This is a genomic window from Paenibacillus sp. Lou8.1, from assembly GCF_024213565.1.
Classification (GTDB): Bacteria; Bacillota; Bacilli; order Paenibacillales; family Paenibacillaceae; genus Paenibacillus; species Paenibacillus polymyxa_B.
On record NZ_JANAVN010000009.1, the window covers coordinates 170689 to 194260 of the forward strand.

The window sequence follows — 23572 nt, forward strand, 5'->3', positions numbered from 1 at the left end:
TCTATTTTCGCCACACGAATGCCTTTACGCATTTGTGTGGCTTTTTTGTATTCAAAAAAGGAGGATTGTTTATGAAGTTGTGGCATTATGCAGTTATTGTTTTCTTGGGAGGTTGTTGTTACGGCATACTTTCCACATTTGTTAAACTGGCATATAGCGCTGGTTTTTCAACACCAGAGGTAACTGGTGCGCAGTATTTCTTTGGTGCAGTTTTGAGTTGGATATTTGTAATTTTTGCAAAAAATAAAAACCTTACGTACAAGCAGGTTACAAAACTCCTTCTATCCGGAATTCCATTTGGACTGACAGGCATGTTTTATTATCAATCGCTACAGACCATAAATGCTTCTCTAGCTATCGTCCTTTTATTTCAGTTTGTTTGGATTGGGACACTATACGAATGGATTCTCCAGAAGAAAAAACCAACCAGAAGTAAACTTATCTCGATTGGAATACTGCTCATCGGTTCGGTTTTGGCGGCAAACATTTTTTCTGAGGGTGATCTCTCGCTCTCGTGGCAAGGAACGATATGGGGGCTATTGGCTGCTTCAACATTTGCTTTATTTGTTTTTCTTAGTGGTGCTGTTGCGAAAGAAACTTCGCCCATACTGAAAAGCGCCCTTCTTTCAACCGGGGCTGTTATTACTGTTTTTGTAGTATTTCCGCCAACCTTCTTATTTAACCCCGATGTGCTGGCAGGATTGAGTCCTTTTGGATTAGTCCTCGGAGTGTTCGGAGTAGTGTTGCCTCCGCTTTTGTACTCCATAGGTATGCCACATATTGGTTCAGGAATGGGTACAATTATGACTGCATCTGAATTACCCATGGCCGTTATTATGTCTTCTCTTGTATTAGGAGAATTTGTCGGCTGGTCTCAGTGGATTGGCGTTATCATTATTTTATGCGGCATCGCATATAGCAACATACGACAAAGAACATCCAGCCCGGAATCTTCAATGAAGGAACATACTGCACTTTAATCTAAACGATACACGAGGATAAAGGGGCATGCTATCTTATCCTTATACAATATCAAAAAACTCATCATATTAGGAGGTTAGATAATCATGATTTCAGAACAAGACTCGAAGCTTTTGCAACGCTGTGTGGAACTTGCACGAATTGCGCTGGAGCATGGAGATGAACCTTTTGGTTCTCTACTTGTGGACCAACAAGGGAACGTACTGGAAGAAGATTATAATCATATTTCTGGGGGGGATCATACTCAACATCCGGAATTTGCTTTGGCACGATGGGCTGCTAACCATATGACACCAGAGGAACGAGCAAAAGCAACGGTATACACATCTGGCGAACATTGCCCAATGTGTGCAGCTGCTCATGCATGGGTTGGATTGGGCCGCATCGTATATGCGAGTTCTTCTGCTCAACTGGTTCAATGGATGGAGGAATTGAACGTTGTGCCAACGCCGATCTACAATTTATCCATTCAGGAAATCATTCGCGATGCGAAAGTGGATGGCCCTGTACCTGAGTTAGCTAACCAAATTAAAGCACTGCATGTGGAGATGCATCAACGAACTAAATGAGCATGCTATTATAATAGTAGAAAAACATTCTAAGTTAGTCCTAATAATATGTCAATAAATACCGGTGACTTCCATATCTAATAAAAACGAACATTGAATTGTTTTTTTTAGTTGGATAAGTTCAAATCCTTACTTAGAATAAGAGCTTTTTTACATATAAAAAGATGCTTTAAGAGTAGGTATAAATGGCGCGATTATATTTAGATCATTTAGAAAAGAAACATTGTTCTTTTCCTTTTCAGCAGGCCGCTGTGATATGTTAGATCTGGAGATAAAGACGTGGAGGCGCACAGAGAACATAAAAGTTATTAGCTTGTTTTAGAGTAAGATACCTAACTCTATGGGGGCGGAAAATTCTATACTACGGGATATTGTCATCTGGAGGGCCGGGATCAAAATCTAAAGATCATCATGCTCGTAGGAGACGAGAAGGAGACTTAAGAGAGCATTAAGGTATCAGTCTCGTCTTATTGCCTTAATTACTTTCTTCTACCAAATCTTCTACCGAAATATGGATATCTAGACTACCAGTAGGAACCTTATTCTTGATAGTGCAGGCTATAGGAGTCTTGTAAAACCCACCAAAACTCTATTTCGACGCACTCGTAATGCGTAGGCCGGGGGTTCAATTCCCTTCACCAGCATTCTATGAAACTCAAGCACAGCGTGGCTTCCAAGCTTTTTGGAGGGCGCGCTTTTTTATGATTCTGGACAAATTGTGACAGGGAATAAGTCTATGTCTGTTAACCAGATAGATCGCATTACTGAGGCTCAGATAAATAGTTGTAAAATAACAAGAAATGCTGATTTGTGTGCCAACCTTTGGCAGCATGTCGTGGTAAGTGTGAGACGTGTACTGAAAGCCCTAGTCGCTGTGAACGACCAGTCCGGTCACGTCTTTTTGTGCTTGGCAAAGGCTTTGGCGAACGTCTATACAATCAATTCGTTGTCGTTATGTTCGCTGAGGGGTGGGCTACAATTTCATTGTTGAATAATCTTTAATCGCAGATAGATATACCCAGCAACCCCCTACACGATATTGCGTGATATCTGTGACCCATTTTTGATTAGGTTTGTGCGCCTTGAAATCCTGTTTTAGCAGGTTTTTCGCCACACGACATTCCGTAGAAGAAGTTTCAACCGGTGCGTAACATCAACATGCTCATGACTACAGTAGCTGCTAACTATAAGCCCTTCTCTTCTTCCGAATTAGCATGGTCAGGAAAAGGAGGACAGGTAGAGCAATCTGAAAGATAGGCCAGATTTGAATCAAAGCAACATTAAGACCGAACCACAAAAATTCGGTTAACCTTGGGGAGAGAAACGTAAGGCCGTATATGATAATGCTCAGCAACAGTAACGCAGGCTTATATCTAAAAGGGGTTATTGTTTGAAGTCCAATAACGGCACCAAACATAAAACCAGCTGTTTTGACTCCGATTCCAATAAATAGAATCATCGAAAACAGAACATCAGCTCTCTCGAATGTTTTTGGTAGCTGAATAAGTTGTGTAACCTCAAATAAGGGATAGGTGCTTGATGCTGCCCATTTCGGACCTAGAACTAGGATTGTTAGCTCATTCATTACAATAAGGAACACAGCAGTGATCCAGTAAACAATGACGATCGACCGCTGTAATTTACGTTTATCCGTGACAAGCTTGAACAGCACAAGAAAAAGAATCGTCTGACCGAAGGGAAAAGATATGATCTCGGGAATGGCAGCCTTCACTACGGGAGTTAAACCGTTCTCCAATACAGGAAACAAAAACTCAAAGTGAATGAGTCCCGTAAAAGGAGTAAGCAAGAGTAAAGTGCTGTAACCAAAAAAAAGCAGAAGAAAAAATATATGACATAGAAGGAACCAGACTCTCGGCCCAAACCATACCACATCGGCACAGACAATTAATGCTATAAACGTAATAACTTCGGTAGGGGTTCTGTTCAGCAATGTCAATGCGCCGAGCTCACCCATGTCTCTGACATTCCTGGAAGCTTCATAAGCAAAGTAACTGATGAACAGAAGACCACCCAGACTACCAACCCATTTTCCCCAATAATGGCATAGGAGTTCATACAAATCCCGGTGTGGGTCAAGCTTATGCATGTATAAATACATGATTAGCAGGACGAAGCCTGCAAGTGCACCGATCAGCATGGCTAGCCATGCATCCTGCTTGGCTTTAGCTCCCAATAGGAATAATGTTGTACTGCCAACCTGAAACAAGGAGAAAGCGATAACTAACCCGGATACCCTGGTGACGGTTTTATTCATACTGTTTAGGCCCCTTTTTACAAATGGGTTAGGTTTGACTTCCGATATGCTTCTGCAGGAGTCCAGGACGCTTAATCCGTGCATCCACTCGAATGTCCAGTTCTATCCTCTTGAATTCCTGTTCCCAGTCTTTTTTCACTGTGTTCCACTCTTTTGGGAACCTCCGGTGAATCCGGTCAGCGAAACCAGTTGCATCTACCCCAAGTTCCTGGAGTTTATCCCAGCCCTCATTTATCGTACTGGTCACTTCTTTTGCAATCTCTTTTTCCATATCATGTATGGTTTTCATCTTGGAAATATCCTTAGTGCATGTTGTTTCACTTAAAGTCCCGTTAATTTTCACTCCAACCTGCATAGTGTAATGAGAACTCGTTTTTTGTGGTGTGATCTTCACATTAGTTGAGTTTACTAGCAGGGAAGAGTACATTTCCCTACTGGGTTGTTCGTCGCATGGGAACGAAACTTCAGTATTACTAACCTTTTGAGACAGATAAGATACTCCCAGACTCTCTTTCTTGTTGAGAAATCCTTTAAGCTTTCCGTTTTGGAATATCGCCAATTTAGTCAATGCCAGTTTGAGCGGGGCCGAGGTTTTTTTGAAGACATCTAGACTCTCTGCTTCCTGCTCGTTCTGGTAGTCTCTTTCTCCGATCAACTCGGCGACAGGTACCCCGATGGATTTGGAATCCGAGTTCATGCTTAATACAAAATCATATACCCTGACTTTTGGAAACATCGATAACATATTACTCTCTTTGTCGACTAATTCAGCCATAGCGGCGCCTTGAAGTTTTTCAGGCGGCAACAATTTCTTTATTAGATCGGATGCTAATCCGTCCGTTACAATCATATTGACCATCTCTCTCGCTTCCGTATTACGAAGATAAAAATCGATTAAACGGTCCATTCCCTTCTCAGCCGCTCTTTTGCCGATAAATACAACACGATTATGTGCTACGTAAATTCGTCTTGATGTTTTTAAATTGCTGTACGATAACGCCTGGCTATAGGTTTTGGACTTTACAGAGAATACATGGAATGCTGGTTGAGAAGACCCTCCGGTTCCTCCTCCGGTACCACTTGCAAGGGCGGAGGGAACAATAAGCTGATAGGACACCATCCACTGTCCATCGTCCATCATATCTACTCCTGTAGCTGCAGTTACCCACAGCTCATTCAGTTCGACTCGGTTCCAGCAACCCGGCAAAATGAATAATATGACCAAGACCCAAATCAACCTGCCTAATTGAGACATATCGATTCCTCCTTACGCCATGGGATCTCGGCCGTGTTCCCCCGCCTGTTCTGCAAATGATTCCTGTTCCGTTGCCTGCTTTACTGGATTGGAATCCCCAATCATTACAGGCCGCTTCTTCATCTTCCACCTAGGTACACGCACAAACAGGTCTTTCATATTGCTCTTATAGAAAGGTGCGAGCGGCATCATATAAGGAACGCCAAACGAATTCACAGATACTAATCGAACGAGGATGGGAACCAAGACTGACAAAACGCCGTATAACCCCAATAAACCTGCCATTAGCATAAGTCCAAATCTGAGCAAACGAACAGACCCAGCCATACTGAATGCAGGTAACACAAAGTTGCAGATGGCTGTGAATGATACCACAATGACCATAGCTGCGGAAACCAATCCCGCCTGAACGGCAGCTTGTCCAAGAACCAAAGCCCCAACGATAGAGATTGCAGGCCCTACGGCACGAGGCATTCGTACTCCTGCTTCGCGGATGACTTCGAAGGTGAGCTCCATTATCATTGCCTCAAGTAGGGCTGGCAATGGTGTATTTTCTCTCTGTGCAGCTAAAGTGATGAGCATTGTTGTAGGTAGCATTTCCTGGTGAAACGTAGTTGTTGCAATAAAGAATGAGGGTAATAGCAATGCCAAGAAAAAGGATGCCATCCGAACGATCCGAAGAAAAGATGCTAGATCATAACGTTGGTAGTAGTCCTCACTGGAAGAGATGAACCGAAAAAAGGTTACGGGGGCAATCAGGGCAAATGGGGTCCCATCAACCAATATCGCTACTTGCCCTTCAAGCAAGCTGCCTGCTACAGTATCCGGCCGCTCGGTGTTAACCATGGTTGGAAAGGGTGTCCATACCCCATCTTGAATAAATTCCTCGATATATCCACTTTCGAGAATACTATCAGTGTTAATGGAATCTAACCGTCTGGAGATTTCCTTAACCACCTCTGGATCTGCAATGCCTCGAACATAAGCTACCGATACCTTCGTCTGCGTGTATGATCCAATAATTCGAGAATCAAAGTGGAGTTCAGTTGATTTGATCCTTCTCCGGAGGAGTGCGATATTGGTGGAAATATCCTCGGTAAACCCTTCTTTAGGACCGCGAATTACTGTCTGCGATGTTGGCTCCTCAACAGCTCTTTTAGCCCCGCCGCTGATAGAAGCTGCAAAGGCCTTGGATCTGCCTTCGACGAGGAGAACTGCCTGTCCATAAAGAACGGCATCGATAAGTGATTGCTCATTTTCAAGGCAAGTGATACCCCCAATAGGGATAAGACTCATCAACCAACTTTCAGCATTACGATTAGAGACATCTCCATTTCGAATACCTGCAGTGAGTTCCTCCAACAGTGTCGTTAAAATTTGTTGATCAATCAAACCTTGAAGAAAACCTACAGCGAGAACCGGATTGCCCTGTTCATCGTTCAAACAACGAAGGTTGAAATCCGTGCTATGTCCTATTTTCTGCTTCAGTAGGGTCATGTTGTCCTTAAGCGTGATACTCAGCTCTTCGGATAGCTCAGTCGATTTTTCGTCATTAACTGGCTCAAGGCTCGTGCCACTATTAGATCGTGAAGGCTGCTTAAATAGCCATTTTTTTAACTTGTCAACCATAGCAATACAGTTCCCTTCTAGTTAGCGGTCAATTGTAATATGCTGCTATTCCACGATTTATATGTACTGTTCTTGTAAAAGATGGTTGCAACCCAATCCATTGCAACTATGATTACAATTGTGGAGACCCCTGTTGCCTAACGACGTATTGTAGTCTACAGGCTTATTCATACTGAAATATATTTTAAAATCCGCAGTATTAGAGCAACAGAAGTAATTTAAGATATAAGTTTAGAAAAAAGCAGACTGACTCTAGAAATTGAAACAGCGACAGCAAAGGACGGAGAAAATAAAGTCCTAGACTGTCGCTGTTTTCATTGAACTCACGCTTCTGTGTTTAGTGCAATCTAGACTGATGTAAATCTTGTTCATCCTAAGCCAACAGGAGTTTAAAAAAGAGTATTTTCTTCGAGCAGTTGTGTTTCACGTAGATCTCTAGCCTTCCGAACAGAGGGCGAGTAAAAAACGTCACTATGCATATGCTGAATTTTATCCCAGTTGCCAGGATTGGTCGTGTCTGGAGAACGGTGCTCCAGAATGGCCTGATATAGGGCCGTTTTTTGTTCCAAATGGGCAACGTGCTGTTTGGCTTCTTCGAGCTTAACGAGCGCCGCTTTCTTATGCTCCATCATGAGTGTGTAGCGTTGCGGAATGGTCGAATCCCCTTCGAGACAGAAATCGACGTACATTTTAATGACTCCAATCGGCATCCCGGATTGCTTGAGACATTTGACGCCATGTAACCAGTTGATCGATTCTTCGTCGAACATTCGAATGTTGTTTTGATTGCGCTGTACGCTTGGTACTAGGCCTTTATCCGTGTAAAAGCGTACAGCGTGCTCGGTGAGTCCCGTTATTTGGGCGGCTTCTTTGACTGTATACATGTGGAATCCTCCTTGGAAAAGTAAATTTTTTTGAAGACGGCTTGACTTCGTGTAACACGAAGGCGATAGGTTTATTGTAATGCAAGTCGACCGTAAGCGGAATCCCACTGAGGTGCCCGATTTCCCAGTTCCGCGGCCGTTTGCTTTACATTTGAACAATGGGAGGAAATAGAATGCAAACCGTGACATTAAACAATGGTGTGAAAATGCCGATTATCGGCTTTGGTGTCTACCAAGTTCCAGATGTTGAAGAATGCGAGAACACCGTATATGAAGCGTTGATGGCTGGTTACCGCCTGATCGACACCGCCGCCGGTTATCTGAATGAGGAAGCGGTCGGTCGTGCGATCAAGCGCAGCGGCGTACCGCGTGAGCAGCTGTTCATCACGACCAAGCTATGGGTTCAGGATGCCGGCTACGAGAGAGCCAAGCTCGCGTTTGCCAAATCCTTGAAGAAGCTGCAACTCGACTATCTCGATCTGTACCTTATTCACCAGCCGTTCGGCGATTACTACGGTGCTTGGCGTGCGATGGAAGACCTGTACCGCGAAGGCAAGATTAAGGCGATCGGTGTCAGCAACTTCCTACCCGACCGCCTTATGGACCTCATCGTTCATAACGAAATCGTGCCCGCCGTCAACCAGATCGAAACGCACCCGTTCTACCAGCAGACAGAGAGCGCAGCTTTTATGAAAGAGCAGAGAGTTCAACATCAGTCGTGGGCCCCGTTCGCTGAGGGACTTAACAACATGTTCAGAAACGAAGTGCTGGTCTCGATCGCAGAAAAACACAAAAAGTCCGTCGCTCAGGTCGTATTGCGCTGGCTTGTTCAGCGTGAAGTCGTTGTAATCCCAAAATCGGTGAGAAAAGAGCGGATCGTCGAAAACTTTGACATTTTTAATTTTGAGTTGAGCGCGGACGATATCGAACAAATTTCGACCCTCGATACGCGGGAAAGTCTTTTCTTATCGTACCGCGACCCGGAAGTCGCCAAGATGATGGGCAACTGGAGAGTCGATATGTAAACCTTGAATCGAACCGTAAACTGATCACGCGTTTATCCTCATCTATAAAGAAAGGACAGGGCGGTCACCCCTGTCCTTTCTTTACTTGAATTGACCCTTGGATTCGCTTTTCTGCTTTATAACATCTTTCGCTTAATCATAATAAAACCTCCTATTAGAGCAATTATTTAGTGTTCTCTCCTGTAATTGAATCGCCAATGTTTTTTAACACTTTTAAATCTTATTGAAAAGGTGTGGATAAAAATGTTGGAAAAATCGGTACTGCTGCTTATTGTGGCTAGCTTTTTGTTTATTGTTAATGTGCCGGATCAAGCTTTTAACCACCATCATAGCATTCACCCTCAAGTTACCATTGGAGGAATTTAAAGCAAAAGCCCTGCTAACCTTATGGTTGGCAGAGCTTTTTCGTTACCGGAACTCCGTATTTGTTTTGGCAGCCCCTATCGTTAGATACGCTTAATTTATTTCATTATATCGTTCGACTGCCTTGCTTAGCTTATAATTGAAATTCTCAGGTGTGCCATCCGTAGTGTTCAGGAACTGGCCGTTCAGGTCAGAATCAGATACAGGTTCCTTATTATTGATACGTTCAATGATTTTCGAAGCAGCCGCTTTTGCCTCAGTGGCTGAATCAACATAGTTCCTGATACTGAAGCTGTTAATCCCTTCTTTTTGAACTCGATTCTTGTCTTTTGAGATTGTCATGAGCGCACTCAGATCTGCGGTCATAATGTCGTATTTGGCTTTAAACTTCGTCATATCAAGCTGCAGCACATTGTCGGCGGTGATACCCTGCTCATCCATTTCAATGGCCGTAGCCTCGGCATCTATCATGAACTTCAAGGCATTATACCTGATCTGCTGGTCTGAATCCTTGAGTTTTTGCAGTTCAGCCAGACGCTGCTCGTTACCCAACTTTTGCATAGCCGTGAAGTATTGTTTGGAGACAGTCTCGTAAGCGAGATTGGCACTTACCAGCTTGGTATGCAGCTGTTTTCCTTTTGCGAAATCATCATCCACGTAGCCTTTTGTATCATAGTAGGTTTTCATCTCGTCCAGGACGGACAACAGATCATTGATGACCGGTGTCAGTTTGATCACTACGGGGTCTGCGTTCGCAAAAGCAGGTTGGCTTGCGGTATAGCCGTTCGCTTTATCAATAACTTCCCGCTCAGTTTCAGCAACGCCGAGCATGATGAAGCTGAAGTTCTTCTCGATTACAGGCTGTGTATCAACTCCGAACTTCTCGAAATAATGAACCAGAACCTCATTGATTCTGCCTGTCATCAAGTTATTCAGCCTCACATACGCATTGTATTTTTCGATTTCTTTGCTCTCGCCGGACGTAACACCTGCAGACGCTTGATCCACGGTGGATGTAATGGCAGAACAAGCGGACAACATTGCACCTAACATGATAATGGCAATAAAGAATGATAGCTTTCTCAAAATAGTGATTCCTCCGACTGAGTAATTTAACGTGCTTTTCTTTTGTAAGATATTAGGGAGAGAACAACTGACATCTTCTGGTCGATTAAATTCCCTCTTCGCCGCATATCAATGTTGATTGTGAACAATCTATTCAATTTTAAAATTATTTGGTGAATAGGTCTTGAGACTTGAGTAGCATAATTTTATAAATTTCTTAGTTGTTGACGATTGTTCTGCCAACTTCCTAAATGCTTGTATTCCTCTGGAACTGTCCCGCTCGTTAGCTTAACGTCGCCGTTCAGTCTACTAGCTTTCAGCAGGCCGCGTAAGATGCCAGCTATTAAGGATCTGGAGATAAAGACGGGGAGGCGCACAGAGGACATAAAAATTAGGCTGCTTGCTTTAGAACAAGATAACTATATTTATGGGGCGGATAATTCTACACTACGGGACTAGGTTATCATACACTAAATAATGAGACTTATTTTATAAACTGTATGGGTTTATTTTTACATTTTCGGGATTATGCAGTTCCTGAAACCAAAGCAGCATTTTTAAATTTTATTGAAAAGGTGTTGATGACCAATGTTGGAAAAATGGTACTGCTGATCATCGCGGCTAGCTTTTTGTTTATTGTTACTGTGCCGGATCAAGCCCTTAACCACCACAATAGTATTCAACCTTACGTTACCATCGGAGGCGCTTAAAAGTAAGTAAAGCAAATCCCCGCAAACCTTAACTGGTCGGCGGGGATTTTTGTTGAACGATCTAAGGAACAGTGTGTTGAAGAATTATGCTGGAATTTTAGGCTTTAACTGGTTCAGGTCTTTTTAATTGAAGAGGGGGAGGTATTAGCCAACCCTTTTCTTTGTTCATTTTTAGAATACGGACTCCCAAAGCAGTCTTAGTTAGATGATATTTCGCAAATAAAGCACCGATGTCTTCTCTAATGGATTGACCCATAGCTTGGCTACAAGACGTCAATCCCACAGAGGTATCTAATGCGATTTTAGCTGCAATTTCGGGATCAGTAAACCTTGCACCAACCGGGATATCCTCAAGTTTCACAGGGGGTCTTTCAGGCAAAATAGGAGCTGGGGCAATCCCATTATCAGTTAGCATTGCGTCGCATTCTTGGATTTCTAGTTTAGCTTGATCAATAAGATCATCCAGTACTTTTTTGAGCTCTTTGTCTCCTGCGTGGTTTAAGCATGCTTGGTAAAATGAAACGCTGCCTTTCGCTAACGCTGAAAACTGCCACACACTATAAACTTCTCCGTAATGCATGGGCTCGTCTTTTGGATTCCCGCTTAGGATACCCATTATAAAAACCACTCCTTTTTTAATTTTAATGATGTACAAATTTATGATTCCCAGTAGTTAAGATTTAATGTGTGTATAAGAAATAAGTTCTACTGGGCATGCTAAATACATTAAAAAATTGATTGTAAACACAAATTTAAAGGAGTGGTTTAGGTATGTTGAAAAAAATGAAGATAATGGTTGTTGTTGCATTAATGATTTCAAGCTTTGGAGCGGCAGTAGCATTTGCTGAAAACAGTCAAAACAATATGGGCACAAACGACAATGGTAGAACACAAATGCTGACTACTAATAATAATGATGACGATAATGATAATGATAATTGGGGATGGCTTGGTCTTTTGGGGTTAGTTGGATTGGCAGGTTTAAAACGTCGCGAGCCTGAAAACCACAAGAAAAGATAATCGTAAATACAACTCAAAAACAACTTAACAATCCCCGCTAACCATACTTGGCCGGAGGGGATTGTTTTTATTCGAACTATGTCTTTAGACGGAAAATAAAGATTAAGACACCACTTTTGATCTCTGCAATGATGGCTAGTTTCTCTTTCGCGTTCAAAATATCGGCAACCTTTTGGTTTTGACACTACCAGTTTCCTGAAAAATTTTAAGTGAGCGCTATAGACGCTGCCAAGCACACTAAAATTTATTGATTTTCCTTACTGAGAAAAGAAGCTGCTAACAATGTAGTATTCGTATAGCCACCTGAAACATTTTCATATGAAAAATTAGCGATAGGAACTCCAATAACTGTAGCAACGTCTCCTTCAAAAATTTCTCCACTTGCTCCCGGATAAACTGCCATTACTGTATTATCATTTTCATCACTAATATAAACGATAGCCGTTGTCCCTATAGGAATGTTATCTTCTTCTATATCTATTACATCCCCGCTTATTTTTACAAATTTGTTTAAGTATAAGTTCAGATTTTTATTTAAGTGTTTTGTTGTTACGGATTTATCTACTAGATTAATGACTTTGCTTTTATCTGTGGAAGGAAATAAGTCACTGTTTTTAGCAATGAAGTCATAAGAGGTTTGTTCCATAGAAGCTTGATCTTCTGTTAACACGGGTGTTCCATCTTTCAAGAATTCAGCAAATAAATATTCTTTATCTGTGACCTCATTTGTAGAAGCTTGCTGAGCAGTATTTTCATTGCTTACTGTTTGTTCAGTAGCAAAGGATGTACTTGAAGACCCAGACCTTGTCGTTGTTTCCTTAAAATTGCTTCCACAAGCTGTTAGAGCTACAGAAAGTAGAGCAATGGATAGAATTTTTTTTAACATGACGAATTCTCCTGTGAGTATCCTCATCGGTTGAGGTAGTTGCTCATTTTATCTTGTTACCTTTATTATCGAATATTAGTGTTGAATACATAAGCAAAGCACAGCTTCCAGGCTTTTTGGAAGCTGTGCTTTTTTGTTGAAATAAAACGATTTGCAAACCTTTAGTCTAGAAAAAATGTATCGTCCAGTACAGCAGTTTAGGCGTGATTTCAAGATTAGAGTTAATGTAAAGAAGGACCTCACTGGCATGTTAGCCGATATGAAGTCCTTCATCATGTTTATTTAGTTGAATATTCGCTTACTTCAAATGTGAGAATTTTGTTAAAGATTACGTAGTCTTTGCGATTGCTGAATGGACCTTTGTTGTTATTGTGCTTGTCAATAGCAAAGAATGAAGTACCTCTACCAGCATCTTTAGCGTCATACCACGCGATGAAGGCATTGAGTTCTTTTTTACTCAAATCGAATTCTTTATCAAACCCATTGTCCATCGTTACAGTCAGAATGGCGCGGTCACCAGTTGGTTGGGAGGCCCCATCGGTATCTGACGGGTCTGGTGTTGTAGACGGATCAGGCTTTGTAGACGGGTCAGGCTTTGTAGACGGATCAGGTGTTGTAGACGGATCAGGCTTTGTAGACGGATCAGGCTTTGTAGATGGATCAGGTGTTGTAGACGGATCAGGCTTTGTAGATGGGTCTGGTGTTGTAGATGTACCTGAATCTTGGTAAGGCAAAAATCCTTCAGGAACTGGATATTTAAAATCGCTTGCTCCGAAATTAGCTTCGTAAGTCATTTTTCCACCAGTTCCATTCGCGACCATCGGGAAAACCTGTGTTCCTTCTAGTTCAGATGGTTTAACGGTGTTGGCTCCCAGGGAAACGCCATTCTTGTACCAAACAATTTTATCGTTATCTAAGTCCAGTGCAACACCGATAACATCATTAAGTCCAAACATAGGACCATAAGCTGTTCGTACGTCTGATGTAATTTTATTTATAATTTCACCACTATAACCGTAGTATGCTTGATATTTCGGACCAGATTCACCTGTTATTCCTACTAATGAAATACTGTGGCTAACCTTTACTTCCCAATACCATTTTCCTTTTGTTTTTCCCACTGTTGCTTTGTCGCTTGCTCCTACTTCCCCAAGAGAAGTTACTACAGATCCGTTTTTCCAAGTCACATTTGCAGTCTCTGCTTTTGTAACGGTAGGGAACAATGAGAACACTGAAGCTCCAATGAGAAGGGCTAACACTATTGTTCCTAGTTTTTTGAATATAATATTGTTCATGACTTCCTCCTAAATATATGTAATAACAAGTGAATTATAGAATTAGATTGGGAGAATTGTCCAAATATTAAATGATATATATTCAAATATGAGTATTATTATGGAATTTAATTTTTTCCAGAGGAACGTAGGTCGTCGAAAGTATAAAGGCACTAGTCATTAGATTGGAGGTTTCGAAGAAACATCCGGTTAAACCTCGTAACAAACAATGGATATATGATACATACACAGAAATGTTTAAAGCAGAAGGAGTCTACATGTGGTTCACCGAATGGAATATTTGAGGTGATCATCGTGAAACGCACATATAAATTAATGAGGACAGACATGGAGTTGTTTGGAGCTGCTTTGGTCCAGGCACATGTATACGTTGTATCCGTTGATGAGGAATTGCGTGTGACATTTGAGGAATATGGGGGAGTAGTAGAGGAGGTTAAGCCAGAATCAGTTAAGATAGCGGGTAAAATTTTTATGCGAGACCAGCTTGAATTTCGAATAGACCTAGTATCAGGAGAGGACCCAGAATGACTAATAACTCCGACGGTCAATAGCCAGTATAGAGAAATATTTCACGTACATAAATAAGGCAACAGAGTTACGAGTCACAATAGCTCAACTTCGGAATTAGATTGTATGAGGCGTGGGATTCGATATTCATAATGACGAGGCATATCCCATATGACTAAGTAAGTGCTTTTTTGCTCACATAGAGGAGGGATATGATTGGATGCATTCGTTTCACGCTCATTAGATGAAATACGATTTTGGTCCAGAATTATGAAGGAGCATTCCTTTTTTCTGGGGTTAGGTTTTCGAGCGGAAGATACTCAACTTAAAACAGAAGCCAATCGGTTCTACGCCATTTTTGAGGATATTGAGAAAAGGTCGCATGAATTTAATACCGAGACAGATCCTTATACAATCAAAGAGTTTAATACGGAAGTTCAGAATGCGGCGACGAATATTTGGGCATTTAAGAGAATGGTATTGGGCCTTATATTACAATGCAAGCTTCCTGGGCAAACCAATTTTCCCTTACTGGTAGATCACGTAAGCCGGGAAGCCAATTATTTCAGAAACCGTTTAGGAGAACTCAATTCAGGGAAGCTTGAACCATTACCCGATGCAATTATTGATGAAAATGTATTTTTCTTAAAAATCATGGCTGATCACGCAAAATTTATAGGACATTTGCTTGATCCATCCGAGCGTAAACTGGTTGAACAAGCTAGGGAGTTTAGTAATGATTTTGATATGCTGATGTTTCAAGCGATTGATTTAAGTCATATGCGGCCACAGTCACAAACCGTTCCACTCCTGAGTCAATTTGTTGATGAGAACCGTGTCTCTGTGAAGTCCTTGCGAGATTTTAAGAAAACAGCGCGTGATTTAATCGACGAGTGCCGAATAAAAAGCATTATCCATCCTTTATTGGCCGATCATGTATTTCGTGAAGCGGAGAGGTTCCTTTTTATTCTCGATATGTTTGATCAATCCTTATCAGGTGTTAAGGTGAACAAGAGAGAAATCATGCACTGAGAGAGCCCAGTAAAAAGAGTACAGTTTCTGTAAAATATCCAGTGGAAATAAAGCTTTAGACTGAACCAAAAAATCAAAACAGCGGCAGACCAAGACTTAAAAAATAAAGTCTTAGACAGCCGCTGTTGCCATCCAACTAACGTGTATGAGTACATAGAAAATCCAATATGTCACAGCTGCCGAGTGTATACGGCTCCATTTTCGAGCAGCCTCAATTTCTCTTGTTCACTATCTTCTAATTATTGTTATATATTTAAATCCAAATATCATTGACTGCCGTTAATTCTGACTCCGCTCCTCCAGTATTTACTACACCTCTCGGCTCTACTAGCATGATATGGCACTCTTCATGTGCGAAAGGCTTGTGTTCGACTCCCTTAGGTACAATAAACATTTCTCCCTGAGAAACCTGTACCCGTCCATCTCTAAAATCAATGAACATCTCGCCTTCAAGTACAAAAAAGACCTCGTCGGTATCTTGATGATCGTGCCATACAAAATCCCCAACTATTTTCACCAATTTAAATTGATAGTCATTCATTTCACCAATAACTTTCGGAGACCAATGATCACTAAATTTAGATAACTTTTCATGCAGTTTGATTGATTGATACTTCATAATACCCTCCTTTTAAACTAGATATCCTCAGACGGATTTATAATCGCCAGTACCTGGTGATCCTCCCACTTTCCGTTGATCTTTACGTTGCTTCGAGAGATGCCTTCTTTGTGAAAGCCAGCCTTCTCAAGCACACGGATGGATCCTGGATTCCGAGGAGAGGCTTCCCCGAAGATCCGGTGAAACTTTAGCTCATCGAAAGCATAGCGAACCACCTGCTTCACCGCCTCCGTCGTATAACCCTTGCCGTTATATGCTTGGTCTAGGCTGTATCCGATCATACAGCTCTGAAGCGGTCCTCTCACCACAAAAGATAGACCTATGCTGCCTATAATCCGGTCGTCCTCCTTGTGGCATACCACAAAGGAATATTTCCGATCCTCCATCATGTCGGTCTTGCTCTTAATAATCGTCTGGAGCTGGTGCTCCTCCGTATAGTACTTCTCTTGGTTGCTTGGCGAAAACTTTTCAAAGAATTCCCGATTGCGCTTGTACATTGCTGTCAATTCTGCGGCGTCCGTCTCCTCAGAGAACCGGATATATACTTGCTGCTCCGACATCTGCACCATCCTTCCAAACTGTAATATTGAAAGAATTATATCACAGGCTGAAGATTGGGAAATTGATTTGATGATTGGTGTATATCAGGCAGCATTCCTTTGAATGTTAACTAAAAATATATACCGTAATTATTGGATTGGATATAATGTTTTCTAAAAAAGGAGGATATATTGTAATGAATAATGCTTACGAAGTGCTTGAGGAGCGTATATCCGAATGGGGAATCTCTAATGAGGAAATTATTGCGGTTTATATCGTTGGGTCCCGGGCAAGAGAGGACAAACCTTTTGATGAGTTTTCTGACTTGGATGTAGTGGTCTTTTCAACGAATCCAGATTACTATCTTCAAAATGATCAATGGTTGTTAAGCATCGGCAAGGTTTGGACCAGCTTTATGTTTCGAACGGCAAAAGGAGATCCGGAAAAACTCGTTCTCTTTGACCAAGGGGCTGAGGTTGATTTTCTATTCCGTCATACCTCTGATCTGGATCATATAATCAAAAATGGACGTATTCCTGAAGGATTTCAGCGGGGGGTCAGGATGCTGCTCGATAAGACGGGAAATGGAAACCACATCATCCCTCAATCCACAACGATCCCGTATACTCCTCCGATATCTGAAGGTGCTTATCTACAGGTTGTTAACATGTATTGCTTCGCCTCTCTCTATGTGGCTAAACAAATTTTGCGCAATGATCTGTGGGTAGCTAAGCAAAGAGATATGGACTGTAAACAATTATTGCTGCAAATGATAGAGTGGCATGCAAAAGCTGTACATGGATCGGAATATGATACTTGGCATGCAGGGAAATTCATAAATGAATGGGCTGATCAAGATGTCGTTGCTGATTTGAAAAAATCTTTTGGGGAATATGATCCCAATCATAGTTGGGAAGCACTGGTCGTATCCTTTGAGTTGTTCAAACGATTATCCTCGGAAGTGGCAGCTAAGTATAAATACGCGTATCCGGATGAATTATTTTCCCATATCCAATCCTGGTTAAGGGGACAACATGATAAGCATAGATAAAAAGTCGGACACCCTAATTGTTGTGCTGCATGAGATTTATGGGATTAACCAGCATATACAAAATTTTTGTAGCCTATTATCAGATCAGGGTTATGACGTCATTTGTCCAAATTTACTAGGCAAGGAAACGCCTTATGACTATTCGCAAGAGGAAACTGCCTACACCAATTTTATGGATAATATAGGATTTGACCGCGCTTTCTATCATATCGAAAGTTTATTATTAAGTATTCGAGCTCGTTATAAAAAGGTATTTATCGTCGGATTTAGCATAGGGGCAACGATTGCCTGGCTGTGTAGTAAAGAAAAGTATGTTGATGGAATCGTAGGATACTATGGCTCTCGTATTAGAAATTATTTAGAAGTAACTCCACATGGTCCAGTACTGCTTTTTTTCCCACAGGAAGAACCATCATTTAATGTGGATGAGCTCATTTCAACTTTAGACAACCGTAATATCCGGGTACATCAATTCAGTGGACAGCACGGATTCAGTGACCCGTACTCTCCCCGATATAACGTACACTCAGCTCAGCAATCATTTAAAGAAATGGTAGAGTTCTTCAAGGAAGGTTGATCAATGAACAGCTTCACTTGGTTAGATGATAGTAATGATCAATGATCGGTTGAACAATTATGCCTATGTCCGTCCAACGACGAGAAAACAACTGGCCTTGTCTCCAGTCATAAAATCCAATGCGGAATAAGAGAAGGACTAGAACTATGATGATCTAGTCGACTTCTATCGAAAATATCTCTTTAAAACCTCTTTTACCATCGGCTGTAATACGTATCGCTCGGGTTGTGGGCAGACGCTCGATCCAATGTAATTCGAATAATCTGTCTAGAACAGCACTTCCTAAAGCACCTGCAAGGTGATGGCGTCGTTCACTCCAATCCAGGCATTTATGTGAGAAGGAGCGGCGCTTTTGTCTTGTTTTTTTTAGATCAATCTTAAAGTCAGTGAAGAAAGCCTCTCCTGGTTCCGTGATATGAAGCCCGTCCTGATCTTCGAAAAGAATCCCCTTTTGAATGAAAAAACTCATGAGCTGCACGCCTAATTGACCGGCAACATGGTCGTAGCAAGTTCTTGCCAACCGTAGGGCCTCGTTTTCGGAGGCATGTGTGAATGACTTGATTGGGACAGGTGGAGCTATGGATAAAAGTGACTCCATCACCTGGGCAACTTCGGGGTCTTGAATGCCAAAGTAACGGTGCCGCCCCTGTTTTTCCGCGGTAACGACTTGTGCCTCGGTCATTTTAGCCAGATGGAAGCTGGCTGTTTGCGGTTTGATGCCTGCCATATGGGCCAATTCACTTGCCGTGTGGAACCTGCCGTCTAATAAAGCGGTGAGTATAGCTGCACGGGAAGGCTCGCTAACAAGAGAAGCAATCATGGCTACATTTGACTTGGTACTCATGGCACGATTATCCCCCTTTGTAATCCATACTTCGATGAAGGTTGAAATATTTATATTTTACAATAGGGAGGTAGATTTGAATAGAAGGAGAAGAGATGATGAACCCAATACATCAGATGAATGAGATGAATCATAGCCCAGACGTTATAACGATTAACCCTAGCATTTTATATTACGGAACCCCTGTAATTTTACTCAATACGCTGAATGAGGATGGAACGACCAATATTAGCCCCATTTCCTCCTCGTGGGCATTAGGAGATTGTGTGGTACTAGGTATTGGAATTGGTGGGAAAGCATTTGAAAATATGAAGCGGCATCCTGAATGTGTAATCAACGTCCCGGGGCCTTCGATGTGGGAAAATGTAGAACGTTTGGCTCCTTATACAGGCAAGAATCCTGTTCCAGCGGAAAAAAAGGAAAATGGATTTATGCACCATAAAGATAAGTATGAGATCAGCGGACTAACTTCGATTGACTCGAATAGGGTCAAGCCCGCCCGAATCAGGGAGTGCCCTATTCAAATTGAAGCCAAGGTGAAGGATGTAAGAATTCCTGACCATTCTCCTTATTTTGCGATCGTCGAAACTCAAGCCATCCAGGTGCATGTTCATCAGGATATCATCCTCGGTGAGAACCATATTGATCCGACAAAGTGGAGCCCACTCATCTATAATTTCCGTCATTACTTTGGTCTGGGTGAGCATTTGGGCAAAACATTCCGATCTGAAACCTGATATTTCAATAAAATTATAATATCCTACCTGAATAATGAGAATTATCTTCCCAAATCGCTCTTTTTGTGCGAGAATGATTGAAAAATCATCCATGAGTACGCATACAGGAAGAGACGATTCATACAGCACGTATAACAAGGGAGGAATAATCATGTCAGAAGAACGCAAGCTGTCATTCGAAACTCTCGCTGTCCATGCCGGACAACAAATTGATCCTACTACCTTTGCCCGCGCCGTTCCGTTGTATCAAACCACTTCATATGGATTTCGGGATGCGGAGCATGCGGCTGATTTGTTCTCGCTGAAAGAATTCGGCAACATTTATACGCGTCTGATGAATCCGACCACGGATGTATTCGAGCAACGGATCGCCGCGTTGGAAGGCGGGGCTGGCGCGTTGGCAACGGCTTCGGGAGCGGCGGCCATTTCCTTCTCCATCCTGAATATTGCGGGAGCTGGGGATGAAATTGTGTCGGCCTCCAGTCTGTATGGCGGTACATATAATCTATTTTCTACAACACTGCCGAAATTGGGCATTAAAGTACATTTTGTCGATTCGGATGACCCAGAGAACTTCCGCAAAGCCATTACAGATAAGACGAAGGCATTATTTGCCGAAACGATTGGCAACCCACAGGGCAATGTGCTGGATGTGGAAGCTGTAGCGGCGATTGCGCACGAATATGGTATTCCGCTGATTGTGGATAATACGTTCCCAAGTCCTTACTTGTTGCGTCCTATCGAATACGGAGCGGACATTGTTGTGCATTCTGCAACGAAGTTTATTGGCGGGCACGGCACGTCTATTGGTGGGGTGATCGTGGACAGCGGCAAGTTTGACTGGAAAGCGAGTGGTCGTTTCCCAGGACTGACTGAGCCGGACCCGAGCTACCACGGAGTTGTTTACACCGAGGCGGTGGGGCCTATCGCATATATTATCAAGGCACGGGTCCAATTGCTGCGGGACTTGGGAGCGGCGATTTCTCCGTTTAATTCATGGCTGCTGCTTCAGGGCTTGGAGACACTTCATTTGCGGCTGGAAAGACATAGTCAAAATGCGTTGAAGGTAGCGCAATATCTCGAAGGCCACAAGGATGTGGAGTGGGTCAGCTACACCGGGCTGCCAAGCCACCCGTCCTACGAATTAGCTCAGAAATACTTGCCAAAGGGACAGGGAGCGATTCTGACCTTCGGTATTAAAGGTGGAAGCCAAGCGGGAAGCAAGCTAATTGCGAATGTAAAGCTATTTTCTCATTTGGCGAATGTGGGTGATTCCAAGTCTTTAATTATTCACCCGGCAAGCACAACACACCAGCAGTTGAATGTGGAAGAACAGGTCGCTGCCGGAGTCAAACCAGAGCTGTTACGCCTATCTGTCGGGACAGAAGCGATAGACGATATTTTGTACGATCTGGAGCAGGCGATCGCGGCCAGCCAGCAGTAGTAGCAGTAGACCCTTCTTAGACTAAGTGTGACAGAGCAATCGTGTAGCATCGCAAGTGATTTTCCGACCCAGATCAGTATTCGTCCAGAGTTTGATCAGGCGGGGGGCAACCTCCGTCTTTTTTTGCGTGTTGACATCATACCCCCATAGGTATATATTATACCCCGTAGGGTATATGAGGAGGGGAAGAAATGGGTAGGAAAATAGTTATTATTGGCGGGGTAGCAGGTGGAGCTTCTGCTGCTGCGAGATTGCGTAGATGGAATGAGGAAGACGAGATTATTCTGTTTGAACGCGGAGAGCATGTTTCTTTTGCGAACTGTGGCCTTCCCTACTATATTGGCGGGACAATCCATGCGCGGGAGAAGCTGTTTCTCCAGACGCCTCAAGGGATAAGAGACCGTTTTAATATAGATGTGAGGGTACTGAAAGAAGTGATACAAATAGACCGCGAGCAGAAGCTCGTCCGCTTCCGCGATATGATTACAGGGGAAACAGATGAGCAGCCGTACGATATTGTGGTATTGTCGCCGGGAGCCAAACCGATGATACCGGACATTCCCGGATTACATGAAGCTGTGAATGTATTTACATTAAGAAACATTCATGACACGGACGTTATTAAGGCATATGTAGATGAAAGACATCCCCAGCATGTCACGGTGATCGGGGCCGGATTTATTGGGCTGGAGATGGCCGAGAATTTGCGGGAGCGTGGACTTGCAGTAACTATTATTGATATGGGTCAACAATTATTGAATCCGCTGGACCCTGAAATGGCCAAATGGGTAGAACAGCATATGAGGCTGAACGGGGTGGAGGTGCGTTTAGAGGAAGGAGTCACGGCTTTGGAAGAGCAGGGTACACGGCTTCGTTTGACCTCCGGGGGTGTGCTTCAGACGGACATGGTTATTCTGGCGATCGGTGTTGTTCCTGAAAATGAGTTGGCCAAGCAAAGCGGATTGGAACTTGGTTTTCGCGGCGCCATTCAGGTCAACGCCCAACTGCAAACCAGCGATCCGGCCATTTATGCGGTGGGGGATGCCATCCAGGTCAAAGACCGCAATCATGGGTTTGCAACGATGGTATCACTAGCTTGGGGAGCCAATCGTCAGGGGCGTTTGGTAGCGGATCATATTAACGGTCAAGCCATTTCTTATGATGGGGCGCTTGGAACATCCGTAATTAAGACCTTTGCATTGACTTCAGCTTCTACAGGTAATAATGAAAAAACATTACAGCGGCTGGGCGTTCCTTATCAGGCTGTTCATATTCATCCTGGTTCGCATGCCGGCTATTACCCTGGCGCATCACCCATTGCTATGAAGCTGCTCTTTAATCCTGAGAACGGGATGATCTATGGGGCGCAGGCTGTTGGAGCTGATGGAGCAGACAAAAGGATTGATGTGATTGCGACGGCTATTCGTGGTCATTTGAACGTCCGTGAGCTGGCTGATATTGAACTTGCTTACGCACCTCCCTATTCTTCAGCAAAAGACCCTGTGAATATGGCGGGTTACGTGGCTTCGAATATCATGGATGGGCTGGTCCAAACGATACAGTGGCATGAAGTTGATGATTTTCACCGCAAGGGTGGTCTTATTATTGATGTTAGGGATGCGATAGAGCTTCAGGCAGGAGCCATCCCTGGTTCAATTCATATTCCTCTGGCCGAGATTAGAGAGCGGATGGCAGAAATCCCTAGTAATCTGGAGATCGCGGTATCCTGCCAAGTCGGTCTGCGAGGCTATATTGCGGCCAGAATTTTGACTCAATACGGTTATCGGGTGAGGAACGTTGATGGTGGCTATAAGACGTATTCGATTATGGCTGAACGTGATCATCTCTTAAAATAGTTCATCACCCATCCAATCTGGTTGAGGTGATCCGTTACTTCGCCGTGCAGCGCACCAAAGAAAGTATCTTGTAGCTCCACGGTAACGGTACCCTTTTCTGCTAGTGCGTGGTAAGCTTGCTTAAGCTCGTCCTCACTTTCACAGTCGAGAATGATTTGGACATGCTGCGCTTTGAGCGGTTTACCGTAGGAATCTGAAAAATGGATATGACTGCTACCCAGGTGAAGTTCCGCGTGCAAGAGTCTGCCTTCCTGCTTGTTTAGCACTTTGATTTTCCCACCTAACACCGATTGGTAATAATCAATGGACTGCTGCACATCGTTTACAATGACAAAAGGACTTGCACTTCTCATGGGATCATTTCCTTTCATGTCTTTGGTGTAGGATCGCTACTGTACATTATTTACG

General features: G+C 43.0%; 24 protein-coding genes, 1 tRNA gene and 1 pseudogene. 14 read left to right on the forward strand and 12 right to left on the reverse strand.

Features of this window, described 5'->3' with window-relative positions:
* Positions 1-71: 71 nt before the first annotated feature.
* The 3 genes from NLX78_RS14765 to NLX78_RS14775 all read left to right on the forward strand — a co-directional run bounded on the left by NLX78_RS14765 (position 72) and on the right by NLX78_RS14775 (position 2194).
* Positions 72-980: an EamA family transporter gene (locus NLX78_RS14765; RefSeq protein ID WP_061830035.1), complete on the forward strand. Its 909-nt coding sequence runs from the start codon at positions 72-74 to the stop codon at positions 978-980.
* 87 nt (positions 981-1067) lie between these two features.
* Positions 1068-1550 carry a nucleoside deaminase gene (locus NLX78_RS14770; RefSeq protein WP_254350809.1) on the forward strand — a complete coding sequence of 161 codons (483 nt, stop codon included), beginning with the start codon at positions 1068-1070 and terminating at the stop codon, positions 1548-1550.
* Between the two features lie 557 nt (positions 1551-2107).
* Positions 2108-2194: transfer RNA gene (locus NLX78_RS14775), tRNA-Thr, on the forward strand.
* A gap of 536 nt (positions 2195-2730) precedes the next feature.
* Here the strand turns inward: NLX78_RS14775 and NLX78_RS14780 are convergent.
* The 4 genes from NLX78_RS14780 to NLX78_RS14795 all read right to left on the reverse strand — a co-directional run bounded on the left by NLX78_RS14780 (position 2731) and on the right by NLX78_RS14795 (position 7593).
* A complete protein-coding gene (locus tag NLX78_RS14780; protein WP_254350810.1) occupies positions 2731-3825 on the reverse strand; it encodes a GerAB/ArcD/ProY family transporter in 1095 nt (364 codons plus the stop codon).
* Positions 3826-3853: 28 nt separating this feature from the next.
* Entirely contained in the window at positions 3854-5080 is a 1227-nt protein-coding gene (locus NLX78_RS14785) for a Ger(x)C family spore germination protein (protein ID WP_254350811.1), read from the reverse strand.
* Positions 5081-5092: 12 nt separating this feature from the next.
* Entirely contained in the window at positions 5093-6709 is a 1617-nt protein-coding gene (locus NLX78_RS14790; RefSeq protein WP_254350812.1) for a spore germination protein, read from the reverse strand.
* A 389-nt stretch (positions 6710-7098) separates the two neighbouring features.
* A complete protein-coding gene (locus NLX78_RS14795) occupies positions 7099-7593 on the reverse strand; it encodes a MerR family transcriptional regulator (protein WP_061830029.1) in 495 nt (164 codons plus the stop codon).
* Positions 7594-7766: 173 nt separating this feature from the next.
* On the opposite strand from NLX78_RS14795, the gene NLX78_RS14800 reads away from it, so the two are divergent.
* Together NLX78_RS14800 and NLX78_RS26560 are read left to right on the forward strand one after the other, a co-directional pair.
* Entirely contained in the window at positions 7767-8618 is an 852-nt protein-coding gene (locus NLX78_RS14800; RefSeq protein ID WP_254350813.1) for an aldo/keto reductase, read from the forward strand.
* Between the two features lie 243 nt (positions 8619-8861).
* Positions 8862-8984, forward strand: coding sequence for a hypothetical protein (locus tag NLX78_RS26560; protein ID WP_302057388.1), 123 nt, complete (start codon positions 8862-8864; stop codon positions 8982-8984).
* A 90-nt stretch (positions 8985-9074) separates the two neighbouring features.
* Here the strand turns inward: NLX78_RS26560 and NLX78_RS14805 are convergent, their stop codons facing one another.
* Positions 9075-10067, reverse strand: coding sequence for a YiiG family protein (locus NLX78_RS14805; protein WP_254350814.1), 993 nt, complete (start codon positions 10065-10067; stop codon positions 9075-9077).
* Between the two features lie 434 nt (positions 10068-10501).
* On the opposite strand from NLX78_RS14805, the pseudogene NLX78_RS14810 reads away from it, so the two are divergent.
* A pseudogene (locus NLX78_RS14810) lies at positions 10502-10671 on the forward strand (transcriptional regulator); the annotation flags it as partial.
* Between the two features lie 182 nt (positions 10672-10853).
* Here NLX78_RS14810 and NLX78_RS14815 read toward each other — a convergent pair.
* Entirely contained in the window at positions 10854-11372 is a 519-nt protein-coding gene (locus NLX78_RS14815; protein WP_069290956.1) for a DUF3231 family protein, read from the reverse strand.
* Between the two features lie 155 nt (positions 11373-11527).
* On the opposite strand from NLX78_RS14815, the gene NLX78_RS14820 reads away from it, so the two are divergent.
* Positions 11528-11776 carry a WGxxGxxG family protein gene (locus NLX78_RS14820; RefSeq protein WP_254350815.1) on the forward strand — a complete coding sequence of 83 codons (249 nt, stop codon included), beginning with the start codon at positions 11528-11530 and terminating at the stop codon, positions 11774-11776.
* 244 nt (positions 11777-12020) lie between these two features.
* Here NLX78_RS14820 and NLX78_RS14825 read toward each other — a convergent pair whose 3' ends face one another.
* Together NLX78_RS14825 and NLX78_RS14830 are read right to left on the reverse strand one after the other, a co-directional pair.
* Positions 12021-12662 (reverse strand): hypothetical protein, encoded by a 642-nt coding sequence (locus tag NLX78_RS14825; RefSeq protein ID WP_254350816.1) that lies wholly within the window; start codon positions 12660-12662, stop codon positions 12021-12023.
* A gap of 278 nt (positions 12663-12940) precedes the next feature.
* The gene (locus tag NLX78_RS14830; RefSeq protein ID WP_254350817.1) at positions 12941-13957 is read right to left on the reverse strand and encodes an SPRY domain-containing protein; all 1017 of its coding nucleotides are present in this window, start codon (positions 13955-13957) and stop codon (positions 12941-12943) included.
* Positions 13958-14284: 327 nt separating this feature from the next.
* Here NLX78_RS14830 and NLX78_RS14835 point away from each other — a divergent pair, with 327 nt between their 5' ends.
* Positions 14285-14485 carry a hypothetical protein gene (locus NLX78_RS14835; RefSeq protein ID WP_302057389.1) on the forward strand — a complete coding sequence of 67 codons (201 nt, stop codon included), beginning with the start codon at positions 14285-14287 and terminating at the stop codon, positions 14483-14485.
* Positions 14486-14680: 195 nt separating this feature from the next.
* The gene (locus NLX78_RS14840) at positions 14681-15496 is read left to right on the forward strand and encodes a DUF2935 domain-containing protein (protein WP_103046830.1); all 816 of its coding nucleotides are present in this window, start codon (positions 14681-14683) and stop codon (positions 15494-15496) included.
* A gap of 253 nt (positions 15497-15749) precedes the next feature.
* Here NLX78_RS14840 and NLX78_RS14845 read toward each other — a convergent pair whose 3' ends face one another.
* A complete protein-coding gene (locus NLX78_RS14845) occupies positions 15750-16115 on the reverse strand; it encodes a cupin domain-containing protein (RefSeq protein ID WP_165178846.1) in 366 nt (121 codons plus the stop codon).
* Positions 16116-16132: 17 nt separating this feature from the next.
* A complete protein-coding gene (locus NLX78_RS14850; protein ID WP_254350819.1) occupies positions 16133-16675 on the reverse strand; it encodes a GNAT family N-acetyltransferase in 543 nt (180 codons plus the stop codon).
* A 176-nt stretch (positions 16676-16851) separates the two neighbouring features.
* On the opposite strand from NLX78_RS14850, the gene NLX78_RS14855 reads away from it, so the two are divergent.
* Both NLX78_RS14855 and NLX78_RS14860 read left to right on the forward strand, forming a co-directional pair.
* Positions 16852-17706 carry an aminoglycoside 6-adenylyltransferase gene (locus NLX78_RS14855; protein WP_254350820.1) on the forward strand — a complete coding sequence of 285 codons (855 nt, stop codon included), beginning with the start codon at positions 16852-16854 and terminating at the stop codon, positions 17704-17706.
* Positions 17690-18283 (forward strand): dienelactone hydrolase family protein, encoded by a 594-nt coding sequence (locus NLX78_RS14860; protein WP_061830015.1) that lies wholly within the window; start codon positions 17690-17692, stop codon positions 18281-18283. Before NLX78_RS14855 ends, NLX78_RS14860 begins: the two co-directional genes overlap by 17 nt.
* Before the next feature lie 154 nt (positions 18284-18437).
* Here the strand turns inward: NLX78_RS14860 and NLX78_RS14865 are convergent, their stop codons facing one another.
* Positions 18438-19127 carry an ArsR/SmtB family transcription factor gene (locus NLX78_RS14865; RefSeq protein ID WP_254350821.1) on the reverse strand — a complete coding sequence of 230 codons (690 nt, stop codon included), beginning with the start codon at positions 19125-19127 and terminating at the stop codon, positions 18438-18440.
* Between the two features lie 116 nt (positions 19128-19243).
* On the opposite strand from NLX78_RS14865, the gene NLX78_RS14870 reads away from it, so the two are divergent.
* The 3 genes from NLX78_RS14870 to NLX78_RS14880 all read left to right on the forward strand — a co-directional run bounded on the left by NLX78_RS14870 (position 19244) and on the right by NLX78_RS14880 (position 23164).
* Positions 19244-19864 (forward strand): flavin reductase family protein, encoded by a 621-nt coding sequence (locus NLX78_RS14870; RefSeq protein ID WP_483311680.1) that lies wholly within the window; start codon positions 19244-19246, stop codon positions 19862-19864.
* 151 nt (positions 19865-20015) lie between these two features.
* Positions 20016-21308, forward strand: a complete 1293-nt coding sequence (locus NLX78_RS14875) for a homocysteine synthase (protein ID WP_023986774.1) — start codon at positions 20016-20018, stop codon at positions 21306-21308.
* Between the two features lie 191 nt (positions 21309-21499).
* Complete coding sequence (locus tag NLX78_RS14880) at positions 21500-23164, forward strand: CoA-disulfide reductase (protein ID WP_254350822.1); 1665 nt, start codon at positions 21500-21502, stop codon at positions 23162-23164.
* Here the strand turns inward: NLX78_RS14880 and NLX78_RS14885 are convergent.
* Entirely contained in the window at positions 23149-23517 is a 369-nt protein-coding gene (locus tag NLX78_RS14885) for a VOC family protein (protein ID WP_029516003.1), read from the reverse strand. The two genes, NLX78_RS14880 and NLX78_RS14885, sit on opposite strands and share 16 nt — an antisense overlap.
* Positions 23518-23572: the final 55 nt, after the last annotated feature.

Bases quoted from the DNA above. Each gene is read 5' to 3' on its own strand.
- NLX78_RS14870 (WP_483311680.1), top strand. From the start codon at position 19,244: ATGAATGAGATGAATCATAGCCCAGACGTTATAACGATTAACCCTAGC.
- NLX78_RS14835 (WP_302057389.1), top strand. From the start codon at position 14,285: ATGGAGTTGTTTGGAGCTGCTTTGGTCCAGGCACATGTATACGTTGTA.
- NLX78_RS14795 (WP_061830029.1), bottom strand. From the start codon at position 7,593: ATGTATACAGTCAAAGAAGCCGCCCAAATAACGGGACTCACCGAGCAC.
- NLX78_RS14845 (WP_165178846.1), bottom strand. From the start codon at position 16,115: ATGAAGTATCAATCAATCAAACTGCATGAAAAGTTATCTAAATTTAGT.
- NLX78_RS14820 (WP_254350815.1), top strand. From the start codon at position 11,528: ATGTTGAAAAAAATGAAGATAATGGTTGTTGTTGCATTAATGATTTCA.
- NLX78_RS14785 (WP_254350811.1), bottom strand. From the start codon at position 5,080: ATGTCTCAATTAGGCAGGTTGATTTGGGTCTTGGTCATATTATTCATT.
- NLX78_RS14885 (WP_029516003.1), bottom strand. From the start codon at position 23,517: ATGAGAAGTGCAAGTCCTTTTGTCATTGTAAACGATGTGCAGCAGTCC.
- NLX78_RS14850 (WP_254350819.1), bottom strand. From the start codon at position 16,675: ATGTCGGAGCAGCAAGTATATATCCGGTTCTCTGAGGAGACGGACGCC.
- NLX78_RS14875 (WP_023986774.1), top strand. From the start codon at position 20,016: ATGTCAGAAGAACGCAAGCTGTCATTCGAAACTCTCGCTGTCCATGCC.
- NLX78_RS14780 (WP_254350810.1), bottom strand. From the start codon at position 3,825: ATGAATAAAACCGTCACCAGGGTATCCGGGTTAGTTATCGCTTTCTCC.
- NLX78_RS14860 (WP_061830015.1), top strand. From the start codon at position 17,690: ATGATAAGCATAGATAAAAAGTCGGACACCCTAATTGTTGTGCTGCAT.
- NLX78_RS14815 (WP_069290956.1), bottom strand. From the start codon at position 11,372: ATGGGTATCCTAAGCGGGAATCCAAAAGACGAGCCCATGCATTACGGA.
- NLX78_RS26560 (WP_302057388.1), top strand. From the start codon at position 8,862: ATGTTGGAAAAATCGGTACTGCTGCTTATTGTGGCTAGCTTTTTGTTT.
- NLX78_RS14770 (WP_254350809.1), top strand. From the start codon at position 1,068: ATGATTTCAGAACAAGACTCGAAGCTTTTGCAACGCTGTGTGGAACTT.
- NLX78_RS14790 (WP_254350812.1), bottom strand. From the start codon at position 6,709: ATGGTTGACAAGTTAAAAAAATGGCTATTTAAGCAGCCTTCACGATCT.
- NLX78_RS14825 (WP_254350816.1), bottom strand. From the start codon at position 12,662: ATGTTAAAAAAAATTCTATCCATTGCTCTACTTTCTGTAGCTCTAACA.
- NLX78_RS14800 (WP_254350813.1), top strand. From the start codon at position 7,767: ATGCAAACCGTGACATTAAACAATGGTGTGAAAATGCCGATTATCGGC.
- NLX78_RS14880 (WP_254350822.1), top strand. From the start codon at position 21,500: ATGGGTAGGAAAATAGTTATTATTGGCGGGGTAGCAGGTGGAGCTTCT.
- NLX78_RS14765 (WP_061830035.1), top strand. From the start codon at position 72: ATGAAGTTGTGGCATTATGCAGTTATTGTTTTCTTGGGAGGTTGTTGT.
- NLX78_RS14865 (WP_254350821.1), bottom strand. From the start codon at position 19,127: ATGAGTACCAAGTCAAATGTAGCCATGATTGCTTCTCTTGTTAGCGAG.
- NLX78_RS14855 (WP_254350820.1), top strand. From the start codon at position 16,852: ATGAATAATGCTTACGAAGTGCTTGAGGAGCGTATATCCGAATGGGGA.
- NLX78_RS14830 (WP_254350817.1), bottom strand. From the start codon at position 13,957: ATGAACAATATTATATTCAAAAAACTAGGAACAATAGTGTTAGCCCTT.